1 pseudogene is annotated in these 240 nt (G+C 69.6%); it reads left to right on the forward strand.

Annotated elements, in window-relative coordinates:
• Window positions 1–240: pseudogene (locus tag QWJ41_RS21415) on the forward strand (ABC transporter permease); the annotation flags it as partial.

Genomic DNA, 240 nt, shown 5'->3' on the forward strand with positions numbered 1-240 from the left:
CGTGATGGTGGTGACCGCGAGCACCGGGCTGATCCTGCAGCGCAACTTCCTGGCCTACCGCCGGGTCTGGTGGATCTTCGCCACCGGCTTCCTCGAGCCCGTCTTCTACCTCTTCTCCATGGGGGTGGGGGTGGGCGCCCTCATCAGCGGCTTCGAGGTCGGCGGCCGCGAGATCCCGTACGCCGAGTTCGTCGCGCCCGGGATGCTCGCGGCGTCGGCGATGAACGGCGCCGTGCTCGA

Origin of the sequence: Nocardioides cremeus, assembly GCF_030518195.1 — a bacterium.
GTDB lineage: Bacteria > Actinomycetota > Actinomycetes > Propionibacteriales > Nocardioidaceae > Nocardioides > Nocardioides cremeus.